Annotated in this window: 14 protein-coding genes; 5 read left to right on the forward strand and 9 right to left on the reverse strand. The window is 65.3% G+C overall.

The features are described 5' to 3' along the window. Positions 1-1,022: 1,022 nt before the first annotated feature. Complete coding sequence (gene ssb / locus J2X50_RS11090; protein ID WP_429094787.1) at positions 1,023-1,583, reverse strand: single-stranded DNA-binding protein; 561 nt, start codon at positions 1,581-1,583, stop codon at positions 1,023-1,025. 322 nt (positions 1,584-1,905) lie between these two features. Between ssb and J2X50_RS11095 the strand changes: the two genes are divergently transcribed. Then, on the forward strand, positions 1,906-2,550 hold the full coding sequence (locus tag J2X50_RS11095) for a VOC family protein (protein ID WP_429095117.1): 645 nt from the start codon (positions 1,906-1,908) through the stop codon (positions 2,548-2,550). 33 nt (positions 2,551-2,583) lie between these two features. Here the strand turns inward: J2X50_RS11095 and J2X50_RS11100 are convergent, their stop codons facing one another. Further along, entirely contained in the window at positions 2,584-3,318 is a 735-nt protein-coding gene (locus J2X50_RS11100; protein ID WP_429094789.1) for an aspartate/glutamate racemase family protein, read from the reverse strand. 807 nt (positions 3,319-4,125) lie between these two features. Between J2X50_RS11100 and uvrA the strand changes: the two genes are divergently transcribed. Further along, complete coding sequence (uvrA, locus tag J2X50_RS11105) at positions 4,126-7,050, forward strand: excinuclease ABC subunit UvrA (protein WP_429094791.1); 2,925 nt, start codon at positions 4,126-4,128, stop codon at positions 7,048-7,050. 7 nt (positions 7,051-7,057) lie between these two features. Here the strand turns inward: uvrA and J2X50_RS11110 are convergent, their stop codons facing one another. Both J2X50_RS11110 and J2X50_RS11115 read right to left on the reverse strand, forming a co-directional pair. Beyond that, a complete protein-coding gene (locus J2X50_RS11110) occupies positions 7,058-7,444 on the reverse strand; it encodes a type II toxin-antitoxin system VapC family toxin (protein WP_429094793.1) in 387 nt (128 codons plus the stop codon). Beyond that, a complete protein-coding gene (locus J2X50_RS11115) occupies positions 7,441-7,902 on the reverse strand; it encodes a type II toxin-antitoxin system Phd/YefM family antitoxin (RefSeq protein ID WP_429094795.1) in 462 nt (153 codons plus the stop codon). The genes J2X50_RS11110 and J2X50_RS11115 overlap by 4 nt, the downstream gene beginning before the upstream one ends. A 48-nt stretch (positions 7,903-7,950) precedes the next feature. Between J2X50_RS11115 and J2X50_RS11120 the strand changes: the two genes are divergently transcribed. Continuing rightward, positions 7,951-8,760, forward strand: coding sequence for a DUF72 domain-containing protein (locus J2X50_RS11120; protein WP_429094797.1), 810 nt, complete (start codon positions 7,951-7,953; stop codon positions 8,758-8,760). 647 nt (positions 8,761-9,407) lie between these two features. Here J2X50_RS11120 and J2X50_RS11125 read toward each other — a convergent pair. Next, positions 9,408-10,907 carry an NAD(P)H-hydrate dehydratase gene (locus tag J2X50_RS11125; RefSeq protein WP_429095120.1) on the reverse strand — a complete coding sequence of 500 codons (1,500 nt, stop codon included), beginning with the start codon at positions 10,905-10,907 and terminating at the stop codon, positions 9,408-9,410. A 313-nt stretch (positions 10,908-11,220) separates the two neighbouring features. On the opposite strand from J2X50_RS11125, the gene J2X50_RS11130 reads away from it, so the two are divergent. Continuing rightward, positions 11,221-11,559: a P-II family nitrogen regulator gene (locus tag J2X50_RS11130; RefSeq protein WP_340041484.1), complete on the forward strand. Its 339-nt coding sequence runs from the start codon at positions 11,221-11,223 to the stop codon at positions 11,557-11,559. A 54-nt stretch (positions 11,560-11,613) separates the two neighbouring features. Next, positions 11,614-13,023, forward strand: coding sequence for a type I glutamate--ammonia ligase (gene glnA, locus J2X50_RS11135; RefSeq protein WP_429094799.1), 1,410 nt, complete (start codon positions 11,614-11,616; stop codon positions 13,021-13,023). 268 nt (positions 13,024-13,291) lie between these two features. Here the strand turns inward: glnA and J2X50_RS11140 are convergent, their stop codons facing one another. The 4 genes from J2X50_RS11140 to J2X50_RS11155 are packed head-to-tail and all read right to left on the reverse strand — an operon-like array spanning position 13,292 to position 17,999. After that, on the reverse strand, positions 13,292-14,362 hold the full coding sequence (locus J2X50_RS11140) for a BMP family ABC transporter substrate-binding protein (protein WP_429094801.1): 1,071 nt from the start codon (positions 14,360-14,362) through the stop codon (positions 13,292-13,294). A 52-nt stretch (positions 14,363-14,414) separates the two neighbouring features. Then, positions 14,415-15,329 carry an ABC transporter permease gene (locus J2X50_RS11145; RefSeq protein WP_429094803.1) on the reverse strand — a complete coding sequence of 305 codons (915 nt, stop codon included), beginning with the start codon at positions 15,327-15,329 and terminating at the stop codon, positions 14,415-14,417. After that, on the reverse strand, positions 15,322-16,422 hold the full coding sequence (locus J2X50_RS11150; RefSeq protein WP_429094805.1) for an ABC transporter permease: 1,101 nt from the start codon (positions 16,420-16,422) through the stop codon (positions 15,322-15,324). Before J2X50_RS11150 ends, J2X50_RS11145 begins: the two co-directional genes overlap by 8 nt. Then, the gene (locus J2X50_RS11155; protein ID WP_429094807.1) at positions 16,422-17,999 is read right to left on the reverse strand and encodes an ABC transporter ATP-binding protein; all 1,578 of its coding nucleotides are present in this window, start codon (positions 17,997-17,999) and stop codon (positions 16,422-16,424) included. Before J2X50_RS11155 ends, J2X50_RS11150 begins: the two co-directional genes overlap by 1 nt. Between the last annotated feature and the right edge of the window lie 67 nt (positions 18,000-18,066).

An 18,066-nucleotide genomic window follows, 5' to 3' on the forward strand; every position in this document is an offset into this window, starting at 1 on the left:
TCCCACCCCCTCTGCCCTGCCGGCGTTCGTCGTTCGAAAAGCCAAGCAATTGGCTTTTCGTCGCCTTCGGCGACCACTCCTCACCCCCCACAAGGGGGGAGATCAGGCCGCCATCGACGTCCCGGCCAATCACCGACCTGCAAACCGCTGATCACGGCTAACCCACTCGCCCGGCAATCACTTTTGGCGAGCGGTCGCAGGATAGGCGCCGCCGGCGACGCGACTGATCTCCCCCCTTGTGGGGGAGATGGGCGGCAGCCCAGAAGGGGGTGGGAAGAAACGAGACTTTGAAATGGATGACCCTCAGGCAGGGACAAGGCGAAGGACCGCACAGATGGAAAAATCCCCGGCCCCGTGGAAAAGGTCTGCACACATGAGGACCAGGTCACGGCATGGATCCTAGGGTCTTCGCGACGGCGCTCACGCGCCTGCTTCGCCCTAGGATGACGACCCCGCGTCTGCGCGTTCGGCCAACCTGCGAGGCCGCAAGGATAAGCAGCTTGCGCCGGCGATTTGGCTTTGGCGCAGATGACGGCCGCAAGGCTGCACCCATGTCGAAGGTCGAGCATGATCGCAGAGCCGCCGATTGCATTGGACAGCTTGCGCTGCCGCCCTGGCGGCGTCCCCCAATGAACGGACGACGAGGTCTCGACCGCCAAGACCTAGCTGGCAGCCCCGGCCGCGACAGCTCTAGCTCGGCCTAGACCTAGTGGATCAGGGTGGGCCGCTCGACGAACCTGACATCGGCGCAGCCCCGGCCACAAAAGCCGCCTCCCCGGGGACCCGATGGATCCGGACGGGCCGCCCGCCGAACATCGGCGCAGCCCCAGCGACGACAGCCGCTGCCTCTGTCTAGACCTGATGATGGCTCGGGGCGGGGGTCGCTCGATGAACCTGACATCGGCGCAGCCCCGGCCACGACGGCCAATTCCTCGGCTTGGACCTGATGGCTCACGGCGGGCCGCTCGACGAACATGACGTCGACAGCGTCCTGGTCCGTCAAGAAATCTACGCCGTCGCGATCAGAACGGGATTTCGTCGTCGAGGTCGCGCGAGCCGCCGCCACCGCCCATGCCACCGCGGCCGCCGCCACCACCGCCGCCTCGGCCGTAGCCCTCGGTCGGGCTCGACTGGCCGAAATCGGAACCACGGCCGCCGCCATAGCCACCGCCCTGCCCGCCGCCATAACCGACCTGGCCTCCGCCACCGCTATAGCCGGAGTCGCCGCCCTGGCCGCGCGCGTCGAGCATCTGCAGCTCGCCACGGAATTTCTGCAGCACGATTTCCGTGGTGTAGCGCTCGATGCCGTCCTTCTCCCACTTGCGGGTCTGGAGCTGGCCTTCGATGTAAACCTTCATGCCCTTCTTGAGGTACTGCTCGGCGACCTTGGCGAGGTTGTCATTGAAAATGACGACCTGATGCCACTCGGTCTTCTCCTTGCGCTCGCCGGAATTCTTGTCGCGCCAGCTTTCCGAGGTGGCGATACGCAGGTTGACGACCGGCTCGCCGGAATTGAGCCGGCGGATTTCAGGATCGGCGCCCAGATTACCGACCAGAATGACCTTGTTGACGCTACCTGCCATGACACCGCTCCGCGCTCGTCCGAAACCAGATCCAAATTGTGAGGGCGCACATTAGCCCAATGCGCCATCCGCCCGCGCCCCCTGCGGGTGGAAAAGGACATGCCGTCCACAAATCATTTTCGTTCTTATTTTGTTCTATATCAGATCCATAACCATTGGCAAGAGCCGGCAGCATTGTCCGCATTTGGCCATCACGCCAAGCTGGTGCGCAGATTGACAGCTGCGAATGCCAAGGGCATCGTTGGCGTGCTTCATGGGGCGCATCGGCAGACGGCCGAAAGGGCAATGCCCACCTGGGAAACACCCAACCGCAAGCGCGCCCATGCCGAGCCTCGAAAACCTCAAAAAGCAAGCCAAGCAATATCTCCGCTGGCATCGCCAGGGCTATTATCCGGTGGCCGCCGAACTGAGAGCCGGCCTGCCCCGGTTCGCCGGCCTCGACGACGGCCAGATCATGCAGGCGAACTTCAAGCTCAGCGACGCGCAGGAGCTGGTCGCGCGGCAACAGGGCTTCGACGGCTGGCAGGCGCTCAAATCGGGAGCCGATGACATGAGCCGACAAGACGTGCCGGCGCAGCCGCCCATCCTTGCCGCGATTTCGGCGCAGCTGTTCGTTGCCGACATGGCCGTGTCCTGCGCGTTTTTCACCGAAAGGCTCGGTTTTGCCGTCGATTTCGCTTATGGCGAACCGCCCTTCTACGCCCAGATCGTTCGCGACCATGCGCGCATCGCACTGAGACTGGTCTGCGAACCGGTTTTCGTGGGCGACATCCGTCGGCGCGAGCACCTGCTTTCAGCCTCGATCACCGTCGCAACCGCAAGCGAGATCAAGGAGCTGTTTGCGGAATTCCACGCCGCAGGGGTGGCGTTTCACCAGACGCTGCGAAAAGAGCCCTGGGGCGCCCGAAACTTCATCGTGCTCGACCCCGATGGCAACCTGATCCTGTTTGCCGGACCGGCGGGCTAAGCAAGCGGCGCGCCGTCGGGAAAGCAGCGGTCGCTAGCCTTCCAGCCGACCGGTTCGGTCTTGCGCGAGGGCAAGCTCGACCGCCGCCTCGGCATGAAGCTCGACCATGTCATAGGCTGGCATCGGGTAGTGTTCAATGGCGAGCAGCAGCGGCAACTCGGTGCAGGCGACGACGATGCATTCCGCCCCCCGTTCCGCCAGCCCCTTAGCCAGTCGCAACAGCAGCGCCTTCGAGTCCGGCCTCACCACGCCGAACGTCAGTTCCTCGATGATGACGCGATGCAAGGCGGCCCGCTCGTCCTCCGGCGGCACCAGCGCTTCGATGCCGAACTGCTTCTCCAGCCTTTCGCCGAGAAAGCCGAGCTCCATCGTGTAGCGCGTGCCCAACAGCCCTGCCCGTCTGTGCCCGGCGGCCTCGAGCGCCCTGCCGGTCGGATCGGCGATGTGCAGCAACGGGATATCGATGGCCGCAGCGATCTTGTCGGCGACGAAGTGCGGCGTCACCGCCGTCAGCATGGCGAAGGCCGCGCCGCCGGCCTCGAGATGCCGCCCGGCAATGGAAACCACGGCGGCGACCCGCTCCCAGTCGCCCCTGGCGGCGAGATCGTTCAGTTCGTCGAAGTCGAGCGTGAACATCAGCGAGCGTGCATTGTGATGCCCGCCCAGCCGCCGATGCGCCGCCTGGTTGACGAGACGATAGTAGAGCGCGCTGGATTCCCAGCTCATGCCCCCGATCAAGCCGATGAGCTGCGTCTGGCGTTCGGCCATGGTTCTCCCCTCGCTCGGTCGGGCCTGGCGGATCAGGTCGGAATGCCTTGCCGGGAAGACAAGCGCCGCCGCCCGAGAAATACCGCCGCAAAGAATGCGCCGTGAGACTATCGACGCAAGATATGGGGCGCAAAAATATGGCCCCGCCGCTCCTTGGAGCGCACGGGGCCTTTTGTCGGGTTCTACCCTTGATTGCCGGGAGCGGTTTACCGGCTTTGCTCTCTCGGATGCTCGTGGCTCACGGCCACCGATCCGACTACGGTTTCTGATTGTATGGGGGACAGCAGGTCACGGTCTGCGGGGCTGTTCACTCAGGAACGGCCAGGCACCTGCGCCTGCCGCGGCTCCGTCTCTCTAGCGGAACCTTTCGGGACTGTCCGGTGGAGTCATGCCTAGCTCCTACGTCAGTTGCGCCAAATGTACGCCTTCCGCTCAACTCGCGTGTCTGCGGCGTCTCGCAGACCGTCCGTAGCATGGTGAGGAGCCATTGAACGGGCTCGGCATCGGGCGACAAGGGCAGTCTGCATCCCTGATTCGGCCACGTCAACAGCAACATTGTTAGACGGGAAAGATGTGAACGGCGCCGCCGTTCCGCCGGGTCTCCGCCTCCCCCGCTCCTGCCATAGCGTTGTCAGGATGTCGTTCGGCCTTTGTTCTTTTCGCTTGCCCGCCGGCGCCAAAGGCGCTTAAACGCTTGCCGGTGTGCGCGGCGCCGCTCTCGACCGGGCGTCGAAAATACCTACATAGGGGGATGGCCGGGCTCGCCCGCCACTCCGAGACATCCAGATTTGAGGCGGCGGCGCGGCAATGGCCGATCACAAGTACATTTCCATTCGCGGTGCGCGCGAGCACAATCTCAAGAACGTCGATCTCGACCTGCCGCGCGACAGGCTCATCGTCATGACCGGCCTTTCGGGCTCGGGAAAGTCGTCGCTCGCCTTCGACACCATCTATGCCGAGGGCCAGCGCCGCTACGTCGAGAGCCTGTCGGCCTATGCCCGCCAGTTCCTGGAGATGATGCAGAAGCCGGACGTCGACCAGATCGACGGCCTGTCGCCGGCGATCTCGATCGAGCAGAAGACGACCTCGCGCAACCCGCGCTCGACGGTCGGCACCGTCACCGAGATCTACGACTACATGCGCCTGCTGTTCGCGCGCGTCGGGGTGCCCTATTCGCCGGCCACCGGCCTGCCGATCGAGAGCCAGACCGTGTCGCAGATGGTCGACCGGGTGCTGGCGCTGGACGAAGGCACCCGCCTCTACATCCTCGCGCCCATCGTGCGGGGCCGCAAGGGCGAGTACAAGAAGGAACTGGCCGAGCTGCAGAAGAAGGGTTTCCAGCGCGTCAAGATCGACGGCGCCTTCTACGAGATCGGCGACGCGCCGGCGCTAGACAAGAAGTACAAGCACGACATCGACGTGGTGGTCGACCGCATCGTCGTGCGTCCCGACCTCGCCACGCGCCTGGCGGATTCGATGGAAACGGCGCTGAAGCTCGCCGAGGGCCTGGCCGTCGCCGAATTCGCCGACCGGCCGCTGGACGCCAGCCTGACCGGCGAAGACTCGGTCAACAAGTCTGCGAACGAAACCCACGAACGCATTCTTTTCTCTGAAAAATTCGCATGTCCGGTGTCGGGCTTCACCATCCCCGAGATCGAGCCCCGGCTGTTCTCGTTCAACAACCCCTTCGGCGCCTGCCCGGCCTGCGACGGCCTGGGCTCGCAGCGCGCCATCGACCAGGCGCTGGTGGTGCCCGAGGACCATGTCTCGCTGCGCGAGGGCGCCGTCGCCCCTTGGGCCAAGTCGACCTCTCCCTATTACGCCCAGACGCTGGAGGCACTCGGCAAGGTCTACGGCTTCAAGCTCGGCGACCGCTGGCGCGAGCTGTCGGCGGAGGCGCAAGATGCCATCCTGCACGGCACCGGCACGAAGGAAATCACCTTCAACTATGACGACGGCCTGCGCTCCTACAAGACGACCAAGACTTTCGAGGGCGTGATCCCCAATCTCGAGCGCCGCTGGAAGGAGACCGAATCCGCCTGGATGCGCGAGGAGATCGAGCGCTTCATGTCGGCGACCCCCTGCCCGACCTGCGCCGGCTACCGCCTCAAGCCCGAGTCGCTGGCCGTCAAGATCGGCGGCAGGCACATCGGCGAGGTCACCGAGCAGTCGATCCGCAAGGCCAATGCCTGGTTCGAGGCACTGCCGGCCCAACTCAACGACAAGCAGAACGAGATCGCCGTCCGCATCCTCAAGGAGATCCGCGAGCGGCTGCGCTTCCTCAACGACGTCGGCCTCGACTATCTCACCTTGTCGCGCAACTCCGGCACGCTGTCGGGCGGCGAGAGCCAGCGCATCCGGCTGGCCTCGCAGATCGGCTCGGGGCTGACCGGCGTGCTCTATGTGCTCGACGAGCCGTCGATCGGCCTGCACCAGCGCGACAATTCCCGCCTGCTGGACACGCTGCGCCACCTGCGTGACATCGGCAACACGGTCATCGTCGTCGAGCATGACGAGGACGCGATCCTGACCGCCGACTATGTCGTCGACATCGGCCCGGCCGCCGGCATCCATGGCGGCAGCATCATCGCCGAGGGCACGCCGCAGCAGGTGATGGCCAACCCCAATTCGATCACCGGCAAGTACCTGTCGGGCGAACTGGAGATCGCCACGCCGCCGAGCCGGCGCGAGCTCAAGAAGAACCGCCGCATCAAGGTCGTCGGGGCGCGCGGCAACAACCTCAAGAACGTCACCGCCGAGATCCCGCTCGGCACCTTCACCGCCGTCACCGGCGTGTCGGGCGGCGGCAAGTCGACCTTCCTGATCGAGACGCTGTTCAAGGCGGCCTCGCGCCGCATCATGGGCTCGCGCGAGCACCCGGCCGAGCACGACCGCATCGAGGGACTGGAGTTCCTCGACAAGGTCATCGACATCGACCAGTCGCCCATCGGCCGCACGCCGCGCTCGAATCCTGCCACCTACACCGGCGCCTTCACGCCGATCCGCGACTGGTTCGCCGGCCTGCCGGAGGCCAAGGCGCGCGGCTACCAGCCGGGCCGCTTCTCCTTCAACGTCAAGGGCGGCCGCTGCGAGGCCTGCCAGGGCGACGGGGTCATCAAGATCGAGATGCACTTCCTGCCCGACGTCTACGTCACCTGCGACGTCTGCCACGGCAAGCGCTACAACCGCGAGACGCTGGAGGTGCTGTTCAAGGGCAAGTCGATCGCCGACGTGCTCGACATGACGGTCGAGGAAGGCGTCGAGTTCTTCTCGGCGGTGCCCGCCGTGCGCGACAAGCTCAGGACGCTCGACCAGGTCGGCCTCGGCTACATCCATATCGGCCAGCAGGCCAACACGCTGTCGGGCGGCGAGGCGCAGCGCATCAAGCTCGCCAAGGAGCTGTCGCGCAGGGCCACCGGCAAGACGCTCTACATCCTCGACGAGCCGACCACGGGCCTGCATTTCCACGACGTCGCCAAGCTGCTCGAGGTGCTGCACGAACTCGTCGACCAGGGCAACACGGTCGTCGTCATCGAGCACAACCTCGAGGTCATCAAGACCGCCGACTGGGTGCTCGACCTCGGCCCCGAAGGCGGCGACGGCGGCGGCGAACTGGTGGCGGCCGGCCGCCCGGAGGACATCGTCGCCGAGCCGCGCAGCTACACCGGCCAGTTCCTCAAGGAGTTGCTGGAACGGCGGCCGGGAGCGCGGAAGCGGGAAGCGGCGGAGTAGGTAGCGGCTACCAGATGGTCGTTATGCCGAAGTGGGGGGAATGCCTGTCGTCCGTGGCCAGAGCCAGGCCTTCCAACTCGGCCTGAGCGGCCAGCATCCGGTCGAACGGATCGCGATGCTCGGCAGCGTAAAGCGCGGCGCGCGTCGCGTGCCTGGCGGTGATCGCGAGCAGCGAAAAGCCTTGCCCGACCACTATTTCCTCGAAGGCCGACACGAGCGGTCCGACCTCCGGCCACTTTCCAAGGCGATGCTTCAGGGTCGCTTCATAGGCCGAGACGGCACTTACGAAAACCTGATGATCGGTATCGCCGAGGAGCTCAGCCAGGCGTCGCGAAAGCCTGGGGCTGTCTTCGAGCCACCAAGCCAAGGCATGGGTATCGAGAAGCAGCCTCATTTGTCGCGAGGAGAGACGCGCTTGCCTTCCCAGGCGTCGAGTTCGTCATCCGGCAGCGGATCGAAGAAACTGTCGGGCAGGCTCATCAATCCCCTGAGAGCGCCGGGCACGCGCCGCTTCTTCTCGATGGGCGCAACCTTCGCGACAGGCTTTCCGTCCTGCATGATCGTATATTCCTTGCCGGCCTCCACGGCCTCGCGCAGCCCTTTCAGGTCGAACTCGGCCTGCTTGTCCTCGGCGAAGCCGCCCCGCTGCCGCATGTCGTCCCATTCGCCGGGACGATTCCTGTAGTAGGCGGCGACGTCTTCCGTGGGCGGCTTCTTGTCAGGAGCGCTCACTGGCACAAGCTTCACCGCTGGCTTGTTGCGGCGGGCAATGACAATCTCCTCCCCGGCCTCGGCGCGCGCGACGAGGTCCGACAGTCCGGTCTTCGCCTGATGCATGTTGATGATCGGCATCACCCGAAATATAGCTAACAAGCTAGCTAACTTCAACCGGAGGTCGCAATGACCGCTTCAGGAAAGATCCGCGCCGGCATGGGCGGCTGGACCTTCGAACCCTGGGAGGGCACGTTCTATCCGGACAAGCTGTCCAAGGCGAAGCAGCTGACGTTCGCCAGCGGCCAGGTCCCGGCGATCGAGGTCAACGGCACCTATTATTCCGGGTTCAAGGAGCCGACCTTCCTCAAATGGGCCAGCGAGTCGCCGGACGGCTTCGTGTTCACGCTCAAGGGCAACCGTTTCGTCACCAACCGCCGCGTGCTGGCGGAGGCCGGGGAGTCGGTCACGCGCTTCGTCACGCAAGGGATCACCGCGCTGGGCGACAAGCTCGGGCCGATCCTGTGGCAGATGGCTCCGACCAAGAAGTTCGACCATGACGACTTCGAGGCGTTCCTGAAGCTGTTGCCGGAGAAGCAGGACGGCATCACGCTGCGCCACGCCGTCGAGGTCCGCCATGCGAGCTTCGTCGTGCCCGAATTCGTGGCGCTGGCGCGCAAGCACAACGTGGCAATCGTCTATGCCGACCACGCCACCTACCCGGCGATCGCCGACGTGACCGGCGACTTCGTCTATGCCCGCCTGCAGACCGGCAGCGACGACAACCCCGACTGCTACGCGCCGAAGGCGCTGGACGAATGGGCCGGGCGGGCGAAAGCCTGGGCGCAAGGCGGCGTGCCGGCCGACCTGCCCCGCGCCGACCCGTCGACGGAAGCGCCCGTCAAGCCGCGCGACGTCTTCGTCTTCTTCATCACCGAGGGCAAGGTGCGCGCCCCGCATGGCGCGATCGCGCTGATGAAGCGGGTGAACGGCGGCTGAGCCGGACGCCGTCGTGGAGCCGTCGTCACGGAGCAGAACAGAGGTCTCATGCCTTCCCACCCCCGGAGGCTTGCGGGACAGCACCCCCCTCTGTCCTGCCGTCGTTTGTCGTTCGAAAAGCCAAGCAGTTGGCTTTTCGTCGCCTTCGGCGACCGCTCCTCACCCCCCTTAGGCCGTCATCACCCTCCCCGCCAACCACCAGCGATGCATTTGGGATTTTCCAAGAGCCCTTTCATCACCGAGGGCAAGGTGCGCGCCCCGCATCGCGCGATCGCGCTGATGAAGCGGTGAACGGAGGCTGAGCCGGACGCCGGTGTGGGGCCGTCCTGGGCGGAGCAGGCGCGACAGCGCCTCATGCCTTCCCACCCCCCTCTGTCCTGCCGGACATCTCCCCCGCAAGGGGGGAGATTGGGCCGTCATCAACCTCCCCGCTAACCACCAGCGATGCATTGGGATTTTCCAAGAGCCTATAAGAAAGTGGCGCGGACGTCCGAGCTGCTGATCTCCCCCCTTGTGGGGGAGATGTCCGGCAGGACAGAGGGGGGTGGGAAGGAATGAGACGTTGCGCATTTCCAGCACCCCTCATCCGCCTTCACTTCGTTCAGGCACCTTCTCCCACAAGGGGAGAAGGAAAGACGGCCCGCCCCTCACCCGCTCAACGCCGCGATGACCTCGCGCAGTGCGAGCGGAAGATCCTCGGCGATCAGGCCGGGGCCGAAGCGGCGGGCGGCATCGGCATGCATCCAGACCGCGGCGCAGGCCGCCTCGAAATGCGGCATGCCCTGGGCCACGAGTGCCGCGACGATCCCCGACAGCACGTCGCCGGAGCCGGCGGTGGCAAGCAGCGGCGTGCCGTTGGCGTTGATCGCCGCCCGCCCGTCGGGCGCCGCGATCACCGTGTCGGGCCCCTTGTAGACGATCGTGGCGTCCGCCCTGGCGGCGGCCGCCCGCGCCCGTTCGAGCTTGGACAGCGCGGCATCCGCGGCGAGGTCGGGGAACAGGCGGCCGAACTCGCCGTGATGCGGCGTCAGCACCAGAGCCGGGCGGCCCTGCCGCCGGCGCGCCTCCAGGAAGCCCGCGCGCTTGTGCGACAGCGAGGTGATGCCGTCGGCGTCGAGCACGAGCGTGGCGAAGCGCCCATGTCCTTGCGTCATCAACTCGAGCGCAAAGCGGCCGACCTCCGGCTCCGGGCCCAGCCCCGGGCCGTAGACCAGCGCCGCGGGCCGGCGCGCATCGAGGAAGGCGAGAGTGTCGTCGACCCCGTCGCAGCGCCTGAGGATGATGGAGGTGAGATGCGCGGCATTCGCGGCCAGTGCGGACCCCGGCGACAGCACCGTTACCGCCCCTGCCCCGGCCCGTGCCGCGGCCATCGCCGACAGCCGCGCCGCGCCGGTGGCCGCGACCCCGCCGGAGAAGACGCCGACATGGCCGCGGCTGTATTTGTGGGCATCGTTGGCCGGCGATGGAAACCGGCTGCGCCACCATGCGGGATCGTTTTCCAGGCAGCGCGTGCCAGTGGCGGCGATCGTCGCGTCGGAAATGCCGATGTCGGCAACGACGACCTCGCCGCAATGCTGACGCCCCGGTTCCAGCAGGTGGCCGGGCTTCTTGCGCGCGAAGGTGACGGTCACGGCCGCCTGGAACGCGGCGCCAAGCGCCGCGCCGGTCTGGCCCGACATGCCGGACGGCAGGTCGACGGCGACGACGGTCACGCCCGAGGCGTTCGTCCGCGCGACCGCCGCCAGGACCTCGCCACCCAGCGGCTTCGACAGCCCGGCGCCATAGAGCGCATCGACGACTACACAGCCGGGCTCCGGCAAGAAGCGCGAAAGCGGTTCCGGTGGCACCGGGCACTCCGCCGCAGCCAGTGCCGCGTCGCTGCCCGCCCGCGGCGCGCCGTCGGCGAAAAGCCTGACCGGCAACCCGCTTTGGCGCAGCAGGCGGGCCACCACATAACCGTCGCCGCCATTGTTGCCCGGACCGCACAGAACATGCACGGGGTATGCGCCCGGATAGCGCGCCAGGACCAGATCGGCGATGGCGCCCCCTGCCCGGCGCATCAGGCCGATGCCGTCGATCGGCCCTGCGGCGATGGTCGCCCTGTCGGCTTCCGCCATCTCGTTCGGGGTCAGCAGTTCGAAGGCCATGGCGATGTCCGTGCGCTCGTCGCCATGATGGTTATCACAGTGCAGGCTCGGTTCGAAATACACCGGCCGCAGCCCAAATCATCGGCAATCTGATGCATTTTTAGGCAGACATCGAGCGCATTTCGCGATGAAATTTTGTGCGCCCTCTGGTCATCGGGACGGAATCCACCGCAATATCCGGCTTCTGCGGCCGACGAGCAGGCAAACCGCTCAAATATGTCGCAGGCGGTGCAACTGGCATGTTTCGTGCTTCGATGAGCGCGAGCGGGTGCATCACCCCAAATGAATTCGGCAAGTGGAGGCCAGTATTCGCATGAAAAAGATCGAAGCGATCATCAAGCCGTTCAAGCTCGACGAGGTGAAGGAAGCCCTCCAGGAAGCAGGCCTTCAGGGCATCACCGTCACCGAGGCCAAAGGCTTCGGCCGACAGAAGGGCCACACCGAGCTCTACCGCGGCGCCGAATATGTCGTCGACTTCCTGCCCAAGGTGAAGATCGAGGTCGTGCTCGGCGACGAGGCCGTCGAGGCGGCCATCGAGGCCATCCGCAAGGCCGCCCAGACCGGCCGCATCGGCGACGGCAAGATCTTCGTCTCCAATATCGAGGAAGTGGTGCGCATCCGCACCGGCGAAACCGGCATCGACGCCATCTGACCTCTTCTTCAATCCATCCATCCGATCCAACGTCATCAGACAGGGAAACATCATATGACGACAGCCAGCGACATCATGAAGCAGATCAAGGACAACGACGTGAAGTTCGTTGACCTGCGCTTCACCGACCCGAAGGGCAAGCTCCAGCACGTCACCATGGACATCGCCGAAGTCGAGGAGGAAATGTTCTCCGACGGCGTCATGTTCGACGGCTCGTCGATTGCCGGCTGGAAGGCCATCAACGAGTCCGACATGGTGCTGATGCCGGACACGGATACGGTCCACATGGACCCGTTCTTCGCCCAGTCGACCATGGTGATCCTGTGCGACATCCTCGACCCGGTCTCGGGCGAGGCCTACAACCGCGACCCGCGCGGCACCGCCAAGAAGGCCGAGGCCTACATGAAGGCGGAAGGCATCGGCGACACCATCTTCGTCGGCCCGGAAGCCGAGTTCTTCGTCTTCGACGACGTCAAGTACAAGGCCGACGCCTACAATACCGGCTTCAAGCTCGACTCGACCGAGCTGCCGTCGAACGACGACACCGACTACGAGACCGGCAACCTCGGCCACCGTCCGCGCGTCAAGGGCGGCTATTTCCCGGTGCCGCCGGTCGACAGCTGCCAGGACATGCGTTCCGAGATGCTGACCGTTCTGACCGAAATGGGCGTGCGCGTCGAAAAGCACCACCACGAGGTGGCCGCCGCCCAGCATGAGCTCGGCATCAAGTTCGACACGCTGGTCCGCAACGCCGACAAGATGCTGATCTACAAGTATGTCGTGCACCAGGTCGCCAACGCCTACGGCAAGACGGCCACCTTCATGCCGAAACCGATCTTCGGCGACAACGGCTCGGGCATGCACGTCCACATGTCGATCTGGAAGAACGGCAAGCCGACCTTTGCCGGCAATGAATATGCCGGCCTGTCGGAGAACTGCCTCTACTTCATCGGCGGCGTCATCAAGCACGCCAAGGCGGTCAACGCCTTCACCAACCCGCTGACCAACTCCTACAAGCGCCTGGTGCCGGGTTACGAGGCGCCGGTGCTGCTCGCCTATTCGGCCCGCAACCGTTCGGCCTCGTGCCGCATCCCGTTCGGCTCGTCGCCGAAGTCGAAGCGTGTCGAGGTCCGCTTCCCCGATCCGGGCGCGAACCCCTATCTCGGCTTCGCCGCCCTGCTGATGGCCGGCCTCGACGGCATCAAGAACAAGATCCACCCCGGCCAGCCGATGGACAAGGATCTCTACGACCTGCCGGCCAAGGAGATCAAGAAGATCCCGACCGTCTGCGGCAGCCTGCGCGAGGCGCTGCAGAGCCTCGACAAGGACCGCGGCTTCCTCAAGGCCGGCGGCGTCTTCGACGACGACCAGATCGACAGCTTCATCGAACTGAAGATGGCCGAGGTGATGCGCTTCGAGATGACCCCGCACCCGGTCGAGTATGACATGTACTACTCGATCTAAGATCCGAGAAACAAAACGAAAAAGCCCCGGAGCGATCCGGGGATTTTTTGTTGGGCAACTGCCGGCAGGCCGCCGCATCATCCGCCTGGCGCGTCAGCCCTGTCTCCGCCCCCTGGAAACGAAAAAGCCCCGGGCCGAAACCCGGGGCTTTCCTGTTCGATGCTGCCTAGCTAGTCTAGGCTCTCGCCCGATGCTCAAACGAAAACCCCCGGCATGGCCGGGGGTTCGCTCTGGGCACGGCTGTCGTCGCGAGCGATGCCTTGTCCGCTTACTGCGGCAGCTTGTCGTCCACGCCCTTGACGTAGAAGTTCATGCCGAGCAGCACCGAATCCTGGGCGACCTCGCCGGCCTTGAGCCATTCGCTGCCGTCCTGCTTGGTGATCGGGCCGGTGAACGGGTTGAATTCGCCCGACTTGATCTTGGCGGTGGTTTCCTCGGCCGCCTTCTTCACGTCGTCTGGCATGTTGGTGAAGGGCGCCATCACCACGTGGCCTGCCTTCATGCCGCCCCAGACGTCCTGCTGCTTCCAGGTGCCGTCGATCACCGCCTTGACGCGCTCGATGTAATACGGGCCCCAGTCGTCGACGATCGAGGTCAGCTGCGTCGTCGGGCCGAACTTGATCATGTCGGAGGCCTGGCCGAACGCCTTGATGCCGCGCTCGGTGGCAACCTGCATGGGCGCGGTCGAATCGGTGTGCTGGGTGATGATGTCGACGCCCTGGTCGATCAGTGCCTTGGCGGCGTCGGCTTCCTTGCCCGGGTCGAACCAGGTGTTGGCCCACACGACCTTGACCTTGAAGTCGGGGTTCACCGACTGCGCGCCGAGCACGAAGGCATTGATGCCCATCACGACTTCCGGAATCGGGAAGGACGCGATGTAGCCGGCAACGCCCGCCTTCGACATCTTGGCGGCGATCACGCCCTGCACGTAACGGCCTTCATAGAAGCGCGAATTGTAGGTCGAGACGTTCGGGTGCTCGCGCTTGTAGCCGGTGGCGTGCTCGAACTTCACGTCCGGGAACTTTGCCGCCACCTTGTTGGTGGGGTCCATGTAGCCGAAGGACGTGGTGAAGATGATGTTGCAGCCCGAACGCGCGAAGCGCTCGATGGCGCGCTCGGCGTCGGCGCCTTCCGGCACGCTTTCGAGATAGGCGGTCTCGACCTGGTCGCCCAGGGCCGCCTTCATCTGCTCCAGGCCCTGGTGATGCTGGTAAGACCAGCCGAAGTCGCCGATCGGGCCGACATAGATGAAGCAGGCCTTGGTCGCGGCTTGCGCAGTCATCGTGCCGAAGGCCAGTGCGCCGGCGATAGCGGCAAAAGACAGTAAGCTTCGTTTCATTTGGTTCTTCCTCTTTCAGTGTTGCCCGGGGGCAGATCCCATCTCTTGTCGTTCAGCGATCTGGCACAAACGGCCGCCCCAGAGAAGCCGGTGTGTTGATCATCGTCAGTCGCCTGTTGCGCGAGATTAGAACAAGGACCACGACGGTCGCCAGATAGGGAAGAGAAGAAAGTAGTTGCGAAGGAACGCCTATCCCCAACGCCTGCGCGTGGAGCTGGCCGATGGACACCGCACCGAACAGATAGGCGCCGGCAAGCACGCGCCACGGGCGCCAGGAGGCGAAGACGACGAGCGCCAGCGCAATCCAGCCGCGGCCCGCCGTCATGTTCTCGATCCACTGCGGGGTGTAGACCAGCGACAGGTAGGCGCCGGCGAGGCCCGCACAGGCGCCGCCGAACATCACCGCCAGATAGCGGATGCCGATGACGTTGATGCCGAGCGCGTGCGCCGAGGTGTGGTTGTCGCCGATCGAGCGCAGGGTCAGGCCGGCGCGCGTGCGGAACAGGAAGTAGGCGACCCCGCCGGCCAGCAGCAGCGAGACGTAGAACAGCGGGTCCTGGCCGAAGAAGAGCTTGCCGACCAGCGGCAGGTCGGTCAGCACCGGGATGTAGACATAGCCCATCTTCACGCCGGGCAGGCCGACGAATGCCTCGCCGAGCATGCCCGACAGGCCGAGTCCCAGCAGGGTCAACGCAAGGCCGGTGGCGACCTGGTTGGTCACCAGCGTCAGGGTCAGGAAGCCGAACAGCAGCGAGAACAGCCCCCCGACGATAATGGCGGCGAGCACGCCGAGCCATGGCGAGCCGGTGGTGAGCGCCACGCCGAAGCCGGTCACGGCGCCCATGACCATCATGCCTTCGACGCCGAGATTGAGGACGCCCGAGCGTTCCACCACCAGTTCACCGATGGCCGCGATCAGCAGCGGCGTGGCGGCCGTGGCAATCGTAATCAGAATGCCTTCAAGCATTTTGCGCGGCCTCCCCGGCCTTGGTGGCGGACGTGCGGACGAAGCGCACGCGGTAGAGGATCAGCGTGTCGCAGGCGAGGACGAAGAACAGCAGCATGCCCTGGAAGGCACGCACCACCTTGTCGGACACGCCGATGGAGATCTGCGCGGCCTCGCCGCCGAGGTAGGACAGCGCCAGCACCAGCCCGGCCGCGATGATGCCGAGCGGGTTCAGGCGTCCGAGGAAGGCCACGATGATCGCGGCGAAGCCGTAGCCGGGCGAGATCGTCGGGCGCAGCTGGCCGATGGCGCCGGCGACCTCCGATATGCCGGCCAGACCTGCCAGGCCGCCCGAAAGCAGGAAGGCGAAGAACACCATCCGCGACTGCGAGAAGCCCGCGAACCGGCCCGCCCGGGGGCTCTGCCCCAGAACCATGATCTCGAAGCCCCTCAGCGTACGAGACAGCACGAACCAAAGGGCAAGGGCTGCGACGATGGCAAAGACGAAGCCCCAGTGCGCCCTGCCCGAAGCCGACCAGATCTCGGGCAGCACCGCGCTCGGATTGAAGTTGCGCGTTTCCGGGAAGTTCAGCCCCTCCGGGTTGCGCCATGGTCCGCGCACCATCCAGTCGAGGAAAAGCTGCGCGACATAGACCAGCATCAGGCTGGTCAGGATCTCGTTGGTGTTGAAGCGTACCTTGAGGAAGGCGGGGATCGCGGCATAGGCCGCACCGCCGGCGATGCCCATCAGCAGCATCAGCGGCAGCACGATCCAGGACTGGAAGGTCGGGAACATGACCGGCAGGATCGAACCGGTGATCGCGCCGATGATGAACTGGCCTTCCGCACCGATGTTCCAGTTGTTGGAGAGGTAGCAGATGGACAGGCCGACCGCGATCAGGATCAGCGGAGCGGCCTTGACCGCGAGCTCATGCAGCGACCAGACCTCGCGCAGCGGATCGATGAAGTAGTAGTAGAGCGCCTCGACCGGGCTCTTGCCCAAGAGCGAGAACATGATGGCGCCGGCGACGAGCGTGAGCGCAAGCGCAATGAAGGGCGAGAGCGCGGCAAACAGAGCGGAGCGCTCGGGCCGCTTGACGAGTTCGATCCGCATCACGCGACCTCCTTGGGGTGGTCGAGGTGACCGGGTTCGACGCCGCCCATCAAAAGGCCGATGCGTTCGAGTGTCGCTTCCGCGATCGGGATCGGCTTCGACAGCTCGCCATTGTGCATGACGGCGATCGAGTCCGAGATTTCGAACAGCTCGTCGAGATCCTGGCTGATGACTAGCACCGCCGAACCCTTGCGGGCGAGTTCGATCAGCGCCTGGCGAATGCGCGCGGCGGCACCCGCATCGACGCCCCAGGTCGGCTGGTTGACCACCATGACCGAGGGATTGCGGTCGAGCTCGCGTCCGATGATGAACTTTTGCAGGTTGCCGCCGGAAAGTGCTGCGGCTTCCGGGTCTGGCGCGCTCTTGCGCACGTCCATCACCTCGATGATGCGCTGCGCCGCCTTCTGGATCGCGCCTGACTTGACCATGCCGGCAGCACCCACAAAGGCCTTGCCGTCGGTGCTGTGTCGCGATAGCAGGAGATTGTCCGACAGCCGCATGCGCGGTGCCGCGCCATGGCCCAGCCGCTCTTCGGGCACGAAGGCCGCACCCAGCAAGCGCCGAGCCGAGATGCCCATGCGTCCGGCCGACTTGCCGCGAATGCGGATGGCATCGGGGCTTTCCTGCAGCGCTTCGCCCGAGATCGCCTCGAACAGCTCGCCTTGGCCGTTGCCAGCCACGCCGGCAATGCCGATGACCTCGCCGCCAGCGACGCTCAGCCAGATGTTCTTGAGCGGCATCGAGAAAGGTCCAGTCGGCTTGCGGCTCATACCGCAGGTGCTGAGCAGCTCCTCGCCGCGCACGGCTGCCGTGGTTCGCTCGGCGTTCTTCACGTCAGTGCCCACCATCATGCGGGCGAGCGACGCTGGCGTCTCCTGGCGCGGGTCGCAATGTCCCACCACCTTGCCGTGACGCATGATCGTTGCGCGGTCGCACAACCGGCGGACCTCATCGAGACGGTGCGAGATGTAGAGGATCGACTTGCCCTCGGAGCGCAGGCGCTCCAGCGTCTCGAACAGCTTGTCGGCCTCCTGCGGCGTCAGCACCGAGGTGGGCTCGTCGAGGATGATCAGGTCCGGCGTCTGCAGCAGGCAGCGGATGATCTCGATGCGCTGGCGCTCGCCGACGGAGAGGTCGCCGACCAGCGATTCCGGGTCGAGCGGCAGGCCGTAGCTGTAGGACAGCGCCCGCGACTTGGCGGCGATGGTGCTGATAGGCGTGTCGTCGGCCAGCGACAGCGCAATGTTCTCGGCGGCGGTCAGCGCCTCGAACAGCGAGAAATGCTGGAACACCATGCCGATGCCGAGCTTCTTGGCGACGCCGGGGCTGGTGATCCTGACCGGATGGCCGTTCCAGCGGATTTCGCCGGCATTCGGCTCCAGCGAGCCGAAGAGCATCTTCACCAGCGTCGACTTGCCGGCGCCGTTCTCGCCGAGGAGGGCATGGATTTCACCCTTGGCGACAGTGAGGTCTATCTGATCGCACGCCTTGAGCGTGCCGAATATCTTCGTCAGGCCGCGAACCTCAAGCAGGTTCGGACCGTCGGCAGCAGGGGTGGTGTCCACAACGCCTCCCATTGGTCAGTTCTTTTTTATGTTCCCGGGAGCATGGTAGGCGTGCCCTGCTCCCACCGCAAAGCGTCCA

Origin of the sequence: Aminobacter sp. BE322 (genome assembly GCF_050433525.1) — a bacterium.
Taxonomy (GTDB): Bacteria; Pseudomonadota; Alphaproteobacteria; order Rhizobiales; family Rhizobiaceae; genus Aminobacter.

Excerpts from the sequence above, each read along its gene's own strand:
- ssb (WP_429094787.1), bottom strand. The coding sequence starts at position 1,583 with ATGGCAGGTAGCGTCAACAAGGTCATTCTGGTCGGTAATCTGGGCGCC.
- J2X50_RS11095 (WP_429095117.1), top strand. The coding sequence starts at position 1,906 with ATGCCGAGCCTCGAAAACCTCAAAAAGCAAGCCAAGCAATATCTCCGC.
- J2X50_RS11100 (WP_429094789.1), bottom strand. The coding sequence starts at position 3,318 with ATGGCCGAACGCCAGACGCAGCTCATCGGCTTGATCGGGGGCATGAGC.
- uvrA (WP_429094791.1), top strand. The coding sequence starts at position 4,126 with ATGGCCGATCACAAGTACATTTCCATTCGCGGTGCGCGCGAGCACAAT.
- J2X50_RS11110 (WP_429094793.1), bottom strand. The coding sequence starts at position 7,444 with ATGAGGCTGCTTCTCGATACCCATGCCTTGGCTTGGTGGCTCGAAGAC.
- J2X50_RS11115 (WP_429094795.1), bottom strand. The coding sequence starts at position 7,902 with ATGCCGATCATCAACATGCATCAGGCGAAGACCGGACTGTCGGACCTC.
- J2X50_RS11120 (WP_429094797.1), top strand. The coding sequence starts at position 7,951 with ATGACCGCTTCAGGAAAGATCCGCGCCGGCATGGGCGGCTGGACCTTC.
- J2X50_RS11125 (WP_429095120.1), bottom strand. The coding sequence starts at position 10,907 with ATGGCCTTCGAACTGCTGACCCCGAACGAGATGGCGGAAGCCGACAGG.
- J2X50_RS11130 (WP_340041484.1), top strand. The coding sequence starts at position 11,221 with ATGAAAAAGATCGAAGCGATCATCAAGCCGTTCAAGCTCGACGAGGTG.
- glnA (WP_429094799.1), top strand. The coding sequence starts at position 11,614 with ATGACGACAGCCAGCGACATCATGAAGCAGATCAAGGACAACGACGTG.
- J2X50_RS11140 (WP_429094801.1), bottom strand. The coding sequence starts at position 14,362 with ATGAAACGAAGCTTACTGTCTTTTGCCGCTATCGCCGGCGCACTGGCC.
- J2X50_RS11145 (WP_429094803.1), bottom strand. The coding sequence starts at position 15,329 with ATGCTTGAAGGCATTCTGATTACGATTGCCACGGCCGCCACGCCGCTG.
- J2X50_RS11150 (WP_429094805.1), bottom strand. The coding sequence starts at position 16,422 with ATGCGGATCGAACTCGTCAAGCGGCCCGAGCGCTCCGCTCTGTTTGCC.
- J2X50_RS11155 (WP_429094807.1), bottom strand. The coding sequence starts at position 17,999 with ATGGGAGGCGTTGTGGACACCACCCCTGCTGCCGACGGTCCGAACCTG.